This window comes from Pseudoxanthomonas sp. LjRoot204_2, from assembly GCF_056175765.1.
Genome location: NZ_JBGFFG010000173.1, coordinates 1 through 6,949, shown reverse-complemented (window position 1 = coordinate 6,949; position 6,949 = coordinate 1). Strand labels below are relative to the sequence as shown.

Below are 6,949 nucleotides of genomic sequence, written 5' to 3'. Positions count from 1 at the left end.
TGGTGCATCCGCTCGCAGGGCAGGGCGTGAACCTGGGCCTCCGCGACGTGGGCGCCTTGCGTGACGGGATCCGCGCCGCGCAGGCTCGGCGCGTCGACTGGTCCGCCACGCATCGGCTCGAGCGCTGGGCCCGCGCGCGCCGCAGCGAGAATGCGACCGCCGCGTATGCCTTCGAAGGCATCAACCGGCTGTTCTCGAACGACGACATGCACCTGACCCTCCTGCGCGGTCCGCTGCTGGGCCTGGCCGGCAGGCTGCCGCCGCTGGTGGATTTCTTCTGGCGCCACGCGGCCGGCCAGCGCCCGCGCTGACACCGGCGGCACCCCGCATGCGATAGCCTCGCGATTCCCCACCCTGAGGCTGGCCGCGATGAGTATCGAACGTTCCTCGCCCGATGTATTCCGTCGGCGGCTGCTCGGTGCGCTCGGCGCGGCGGGCATGGCCGGCGTCCTGCCCCGCGTGAGCGCGACGGCCAGGCGTCCGCTGGGCGTCGCCTTGGTCGGTCTCGGCTATTACAGCCGAGACCTGCTGGCTCCTGCGCTGAAGATGACAAGGCATTGCCGGCTGGCCGGCATCGTGACCGGCACGCCGGACAAGGCGGCGGAATGGCAGCGCCGACATGGCATTCCCGACCGCAACGTCTACGACTACGGTGGTTTCGACCGCATCGCCGACAACCCCGACATCGACGTGGTCTATGTCGTGTTGCCCAACCACCTGCACAAGCCGTTCACCCTGCGGGCCGCGGCGGCCGGCAAGCATGTCTGGTGCGAGAAGCCGATGGCGATGGATGCCGCGGAGGCGCGCGCGATGATCGAGGCGTGCCGGCACCAGCGGGTGCAACTGGCGATCGGTTACCGCATGCAACACGAGCCCAATACGCAGGCCGTCATGGCCTTGGCGCACTCGCGACCCTTCGGCCGCCTGCAGCGCATCCGCGCAGAGGCCGGATTCCGCGGATTCGACGACGCCGGCGGCGATCCGTGGCGGCTGGATCCGGCGCGGGGCGGCGGCGCCATGTACGACATGGGCGTGTACGCGCTCAACGCCGCGCGCTACACCACCGGCGCCGAGCCGGTCGCGGTCACCGCCACGGCGTCGGTGCAGCGCCCGGAGATCTTCCGCGGCGTCGACGAGACGATGCAGTTCCGGCTGGAGTTTCCCGACGGCATCGTGGCCGATGGCGAGACCAGCTTTGGCCGCAATCTCAATCTGTTGCGCGCCGAGTGCGCGAACGGGTGGTACGAACTGTCGCCGTTCCAGGCTTACGAAGGCGTGCGCGGCGAGGCCAGCGACGGCCGCCGTTTCGATGTCGCGGTCGGTGCCACGCCTGCGCAGCAGGCGAGGCAGATGGATGCCGATGCGCTGGCGATCCTGGAGCGGCGTGCGCCGCGGGTTCCTGGCGAGGAGGGCTGGCGCGACATGCAGGTACTCGATGCGATCTTCGCGTCCGCGCGCGCGGGTGGGAAACGCGTGGAGATCGCCGCGGGTTGAGTGCGATCAACCCGGAATGAACGGGAAGACGATCTTCAGCAGTCCTTTCAGGCCGCCTTCGGCGGTGCTGGCCACGGCCTTGGCGCCCAGGCTGTTGAGCGCGTTGCGCGCATCCTGCCAGCGCAGCTTGGTGACGTCCTTCTTCAGCAGGTCCGCGACCTCTTCCGAGGTGGGTGTGAGCGCCCTCAAGGCCTCGGTGACCGCGGCCGGATCGGGCTGCAGGTAACCCCAGCGCTCGGCGATGGCAAGCAGCGTATCGAAGCGCACGGCCACGACCTCCCGATTGCGCTCGTAGACCGGCAATGCGCCGACGTCGAGGATGGCCTGTTCGAACTGCTGGTGGTCGTCCGGGTGTTCGACGCGGATGGCGAGGAAGCCGTCCTTGCGGCTGCGCTCGCTGACATGCTTGGCGCCCGACTTCAGGTTCGTTTCGGTCAACGCGCTGGCGACGATGCGCTGCAGCGCGGCGTCGCGTTCTTCCGGCACCAAGGCGCGCCAGCGGGCGTACCCATCGCGGCGCAGCGCCTTGATCTTGGCCGGCGTGACCCGCAGCTTGCCGGCGACGGTGAAATTGGATTCGTCCCGGCCGATGGCGCCGTCGCGCTCCAGCAACACGAAGATCAACAACTCCAGGTCGCGCTTGGTCAGCGACTGGAAGCCCTGCAGCAGGGTCAGGCGCAGGAACTCGGTGCCGAAACCGGCAGGGTCCTTGAGTTCGATGGGCAGCATGGTCGGTCTCCGTGTCAGGAAGGCATCTTGCCACGCGGGCATGTCACTGCCTGAGACCGCGGCGGCACCCGGTCACAGCCCGGTTTCGCGACCGGGAAACTCGGCGCGGAAGGCTTCGATCGCGCCGCGATCCTGCAGGGTGACGTAGACAGTGCGACCGTCCGGACCGCCGAAGGCCACGTTGGTCGGCTTCCGTCCTTTCAACGTCACCTCGCGCACTCGCCTGCCATCGGGCGACACCACCGCGACCACGCCGGCGCCGTAGCGTGCGATGTACAGGTTGCCGCGCACGTCGGTCCGCATGCCGTCCAGGCCGTGGTCGGAGAATGCGATCAGCAGGCGCTTGCCGGACATCGCGCCGCTGCCGTCCAGGTCATAGGCCCATACGCGGCGCTGCACGCTCTCGTTGACGTACAGCACATCGCCCTTCGGCCCGACTTCCACGCCATTGGTGGTGCCCATGCCGGTTTCCAGCAGCGTCGCCTCGCCATGGGGCAGGATGCGCCACAACTGGCCGGTAGCGCCGCGCCAGTCAGGATCGCTGGCGTAGAACATGCCGTTGGGCGCGAACGCGATGTCGTTGGGCTGGTGTGCGCCCGGCAGCGTCGCGAACACGCCGATCGATCGGTCGCGCGGATCGATGCGCAGGATCCGGTGGCCGGTGTAGTCGGCGACGTACATGAAGCCGTCGGCATCGAAGCGGATGCCGTTGCCGGTGCTGCCCTCGGGAAGCGTCATGAACAGGTCTGCGCGGCCTTTGCCATGGCCGTCGAAGGTCACCCGGCCGATCGTGCCGTCGCGGCCATAGCTCACGGCATACAGCGCGCCATCGGGGCCGAACGCTGGCCCTTCGATCCCCGCGCTGAAGACACCGTCGCCGATGACATCGCGCGCGACGTACAGCGTTTCGTTGGCGGCGCTGCGGGCTCCCTGCACGTGCGCGCAGCCGGCGAGCGAGGCGACGAGCCCCAGGGCAATGATGCGGGTCGAGGCAGGTGACGTCATCCGTTTCCCTTGGTGGCGCGCAGCGCGTCTGCAGGTGTCAGCCGGGCGTGGCGAAGACGGTGATCTCTTCGCGGTCGTGGTAGAGCTGGCGCGCGCGCACCTCGAGCGGACGCCCGGCCTGGTCCGCGAACAGGTCCAGGCACAGTCGGGTCTCGTCCCAGCGCTTCTTCATCGGCAGCTTGAGGTTGAATACCGCATGCCGGCACCAGCCTTCACGGAACCACTGCGCCATGCGCTCGGCCACGCGGCGCGGCTGCTCGACCATGTCGCAGACCATCCAGTCCAGCGGCTGGGCGGGTTTCCAGTGGAAGCCGTCGGCACGCAGGTGCTCGACCAGTCCGGTGGCCAGCACGTGATCGCGCAGCGGACCGTTGTCGACGCTGGTCACGCGCAGGTGGTGACGGGTCAGCACCCACGTCCAGCCGCCGGGTGCGGCCCCCAGGTCGGCCGCGGTCATGCCCGGTTGCAGCAATGCATCGCGCTGTCGCTCGTCGAGCAGCGACAGGAAGGCTTCCTCCAGCTTCAGCGCCGAGCGCGAGGGCGCATCGGGCAGCAACTTCAGGCGCGGGATRCCGAGCGGCCACGGCGCGCTGTCGCGTGCGTCGGCAACGCACAGGAACAGATGGTCGCCCTGCACGAATACCACGTGCAGGCGCGGCAGGCGGGCGTCGTCCTTTTCGCTGAGGAATCCGGCCTTGCGCAACGCCGGGCGCAGCGCATTGCCGAAACTGCGCGCCAACCCCGCCAGCGGCTTGGCGCTGTCGGAATCCGGATGCTCGACCCACAGGTCGCCAAATCGTCCGCTGCCGGCCAGCGCGGCAAGCAGGGGCGTGATGCGGTCTTTCGGATCGATGCCGCGCAGTTCGGCGAGCAGACGCAGCTTCTGCCGGGCGAAGATCAGGTCGCGCCAGGGCAGCGCACGGTCCAGCGCCTGCGCCTGTTCGCAGACGTATACCACATGGCCGTCGTTGCGCTGCGCGCGCGCATACCCGGCGAACCCGGCCAGCGCGGCGCGCTCGGTCAGTTCGGCAGCGAGTTCGGGTTCGAATCCCTGGCGGCAAAAGGCCAGCAGGCCGGTCGTCGATGACATGGCGCGGTCGCGTGAAGCGGAGGGTGGCGGCTCCTGCCGCAGGCACAGGGTACAGGAGAAGCGCCGGTCGATGGCTTCTCCTGCCGCGCCAGGTCAGTACGTGTCGCCGCCCTGTTCGCCGTAACGCTTCAGCACGGCACGCGCGTCGTCCCGGCGCAGGTCGCGGACCACCTCGATGCCGCGCTTGTTGAGCTCGCCGATCCAGTCCGCCGGCAGCGGGCCTTCGTCGAACTCGGTCAGTTCCATCACGTCCTCGGCGCGCGCGCCGATCAGCAGGCGGTCGATGCCCGCCCATACCGTGGCGCCATAGCACTGGCAGCAGGGTTGCGACGACGTCGCCAGCACCACCGGCGCGACAAGGTCGTTGAGGCGCGGCGTCTGCAGGCGTTGCTGCGCCAGCATGTAGGCCATGTTCTCTGCGTGCGCCAGCGAGCAGGTATGCGGCATCACGCGGTTCACGCCCAGGGAGATGACGCGATGGTCGGGRCCGAACACCACGGCGCCGAACGGGCCGCCAGTGCTGGCGTCCACGTTGCGGCGCGACAGGTCGATGGCCAGCGCGACCTTCTCTTCGTCGCTCGCGAACGTCGCGGCGGGATCGACCAGGTCGTGGGTCCAGGCGGGCAGGGTCAGGTGGATCTGTTGGTAGAGCATTACGGGGTCGGCAATTTCGAGGAGGATGAGTCGGATTCGCAGCGGCCGCTCACGCACTGGCACGCGGTCACGTCGGCGAAGCCGCAGACGCTCATGCGGCCGCTCGCAGCGCATTGGGCCTGGACGCCCTGCGGGTCGGTGGGGCTGTCCTTGTTGACGCAGGCCGGCATGGCGCCGCAGCAGTTGCCCACGTTCTTGACCGCACAGTCGGCGCTGGTCCGGCAGGCGTAGTCCACGGTGATGGCGCCCGCTTCGCGCGGTGGCAGGTTGCCACCGGTCGGCTTGGGCGCCGGCGCCGATGCGGGGGGCGGATCGGTCGCCACGCCATCGGAGGACGCCGGCGCCGCACAGCCTGACAGCGCGAACAGGAACAGGCACGACAGCATGGCAGGCAACAGGCGCAGCGCGATGCGGGACATGGCGGACTCCTTCCTCGGTGGTGGTGCGCGCCAGCCTGCCTTTCGCCGCCTCAAGACGCGGTGAAAGAGGCCGGCCTCAGGCCTTGGTCGCCCAGGTGTCGCGCAGGGTGACGCTGCGGTTGAACACGGGACGCTCCGGCGTGTGGTCGTAGCGGTCGGCGACGAAGTAGCCGATACGCTCGAACTGGAACGACTGCTCGGGCGCCGCGCTGGCCGCGGCGGGCTCCACGTAGCCGGTCACCGTGCGGCGCGATTCCGGATTCATGTAGTCGCGGTAGGTCTTGCCTTCCGACTCGTCATCCGGATTGGGCACGGTGAACAGCCGATCGTAGAGACGAATGTCGGCGGCGACCGCATGCTTCGCGCTGACCCAGTGGATGGTGCCCTTGATCTTGCGTTCGGCGCCGGCCATGCCCGGGCGGGATTCCGGGTCCAGCCAGCCGCGCAGCTCGACGATGTCGCCGGCGTCGTTCTTGATCACTTCATCGCAGCGCACGATGCCGGCGCCGCGCAGGCGCACTTCGCCGCCCGTGGTCAGGCGCTTGAAGCCCTTCGGCGGCACTTCCTCGAAATCCTCGCGCTCGATCCACAGCTCGCGCGAAAACGGCACGCTGCGCTGGCCGAACGACTCGTCCTTCGGATGGTTGGAGAACGTCAGCGCTTCCTCGTGGCCGTCCGGCAGGTTCGCCAGCACCAGCTTCACCGGATCGATGACCGCCATGCGGCGTGCCGCGGCGGCATCCAGGTCTTCGCGCAACGCGCCCTCGAGGATGGAGATGTCCAGCAGTGAGTTCTGCTTGCTGATGCCCACGCGGTCCACCATCAGGCGCAGTGCCGCCGGCGTGTAGCCGCGTCGACGGATGCCCTGCAGCGTGGGCATGCGCGGGTCGTCCCAGCCGTCGACCAGGTTGTCTTCCACCATCGCGAGCAGCTTGCGCTTGCTCATCACCAGGTAGTTAAAGTTCAGGCGCGAGAACTCGATCTGGCGCGGCTTGCTCGCTTCCTTCGGCAGGCCCTTCGCCAGCAAAGGCACGACCAGGTCCGGCGAGCCGGCCAGGTCCACCTTGTCCACGCACCAGTCGTACAACGGACGGTGGTCTTCGAACTCCAGCGTGCACAGCGAATGAGTGATGCCTTCCACCGCGTCGCTCAGCGAGTGCGCGTAGTCGTACATCGGATAGATCGGCCAGTCGTTGCCGGTGTTCTGGTGTTCGACGTGCTTGATGCGGTACAGCGCCGGGTCGCGCAGGTTGATGTTGCCGCTGCCCATGTCGATCTTCGCGCGCAGCGTGCGTGCGCCGTCTGGGAACTCGCCCGCGCGCATGCGGCGGAACAGGTCCAGGTTCTCTTCGACGCTGCGGTCGCGGTAGGGCGAGTTGCGGCCCGGTTCGGTCAGCGTGCCGCGGTACGCGCGCACTTCGTCCGCGCTCAGGTCGCAGACGAAGGCGTCGCCCTGGCGGATCAGCTTCTCGCCGGCGAGGTACAGCACTTCGAAATAGTCGGAAGCGTGGCGCAGGTCGTGCCACTCGAAGCCCAGCCAGCGCACGTCGTCCTGGAT

7 protein-coding genes and 1 pseudogene are annotated in these 6,949 nt (G+C 68.6%); 2 read left to right on the top strand and 6 right to left on the bottom strand.

Annotation, left to right across the window (positions count from 1 at the left end; genetic code table 11):
* Together AC04L7_RS09765 and AC04L7_RS09760 are read left to right on the top strand one after the other, a co-directional pair.
* Nucleotides 1-311, top strand: a pseudogene (locus AC04L7_RS09765) (UbiH/UbiF family hydroxylase); the annotation flags it as partial.
* A gap of 58 nt (nt 312-369) precedes the next feature.
* Nucleotides 370-1,494, top strand: coding sequence for a Gfo/Idh/MocA family protein (locus AC04L7_RS09760; protein ID WP_435997132.1), 1,125 nt, complete (start codon nt 370-372; stop codon nt 1,492-1,494).
* Between the two features lie 6 nt (nt 1,495-1,500).
* Here AC04L7_RS09760 and AC04L7_RS09755 read toward each other — a convergent pair whose 3' ends face one another.
* The 6 genes from AC04L7_RS09755 to AC04L7_RS09730 form a co-directional block, all read right to left on the bottom strand.
* Entirely contained in the window at nt 1,501-2,223 is a 723-nt protein-coding gene (locus tag AC04L7_RS09755; protein ID WP_296278207.1) for a hypothetical protein, read from the bottom strand.
* Nucleotides 2,224-2,295: 72 nt separating this feature from the next.
* The gene (locus AC04L7_RS09750) at nt 2,296-3,228 is read right to left on the bottom strand and encodes an SMP-30/gluconolactonase/LRE family protein (RefSeq protein WP_435997134.1); all 933 of its coding nucleotides are present in this window, start codon (nt 3,226-3,228) and stop codon (nt 2,296-2,298) included.
* 37 nt (nt 3,229-3,265) lie between these two features.
* The gene (gene rlmM, locus AC04L7_RS09745) at nt 3,266-4,318 is read right to left on the bottom strand and encodes a 23S rRNA (cytidine(2498)-2'-O)-methyltransferase RlmM (RefSeq protein WP_435997136.1); all 1,053 of its coding nucleotides are present in this window, start codon (nt 4,316-4,318) and stop codon (nt 3,266-3,268) included.
* A 93-nt stretch (nt 4,319-4,411) separates the two neighbouring features.
* Nucleotides 4,412-4,972 (bottom strand): nucleoside deaminase, encoded by a 561-nt coding sequence (locus AC04L7_RS09740; RefSeq protein ID WP_299340902.1) that lies wholly within the window; start codon nt 4,970-4,972, stop codon nt 4,412-4,414.
* The gene (locus AC04L7_RS09735) at nt 4,972-5,391 is read right to left on the bottom strand and encodes a hypothetical protein (protein ID WP_435997138.1); all 420 of its coding nucleotides are present in this window, start codon (nt 5,389-5,391) and stop codon (nt 4,972-4,974) included. Before AC04L7_RS09735 ends, AC04L7_RS09740 begins: the two co-directional genes overlap by 1 nt.
* A gap of 76 nt (nt 5,392-5,467) precedes the next feature.
* Nucleotides 5,468-6,949, bottom strand: a 1,482-nt coding sequence (locus AC04L7_RS09730) for a glutamine--tRNA ligase/YqeY domain fusion protein (RefSeq protein ID WP_475512909.1), incomplete at its 5' end; no start/stop codon positions are given.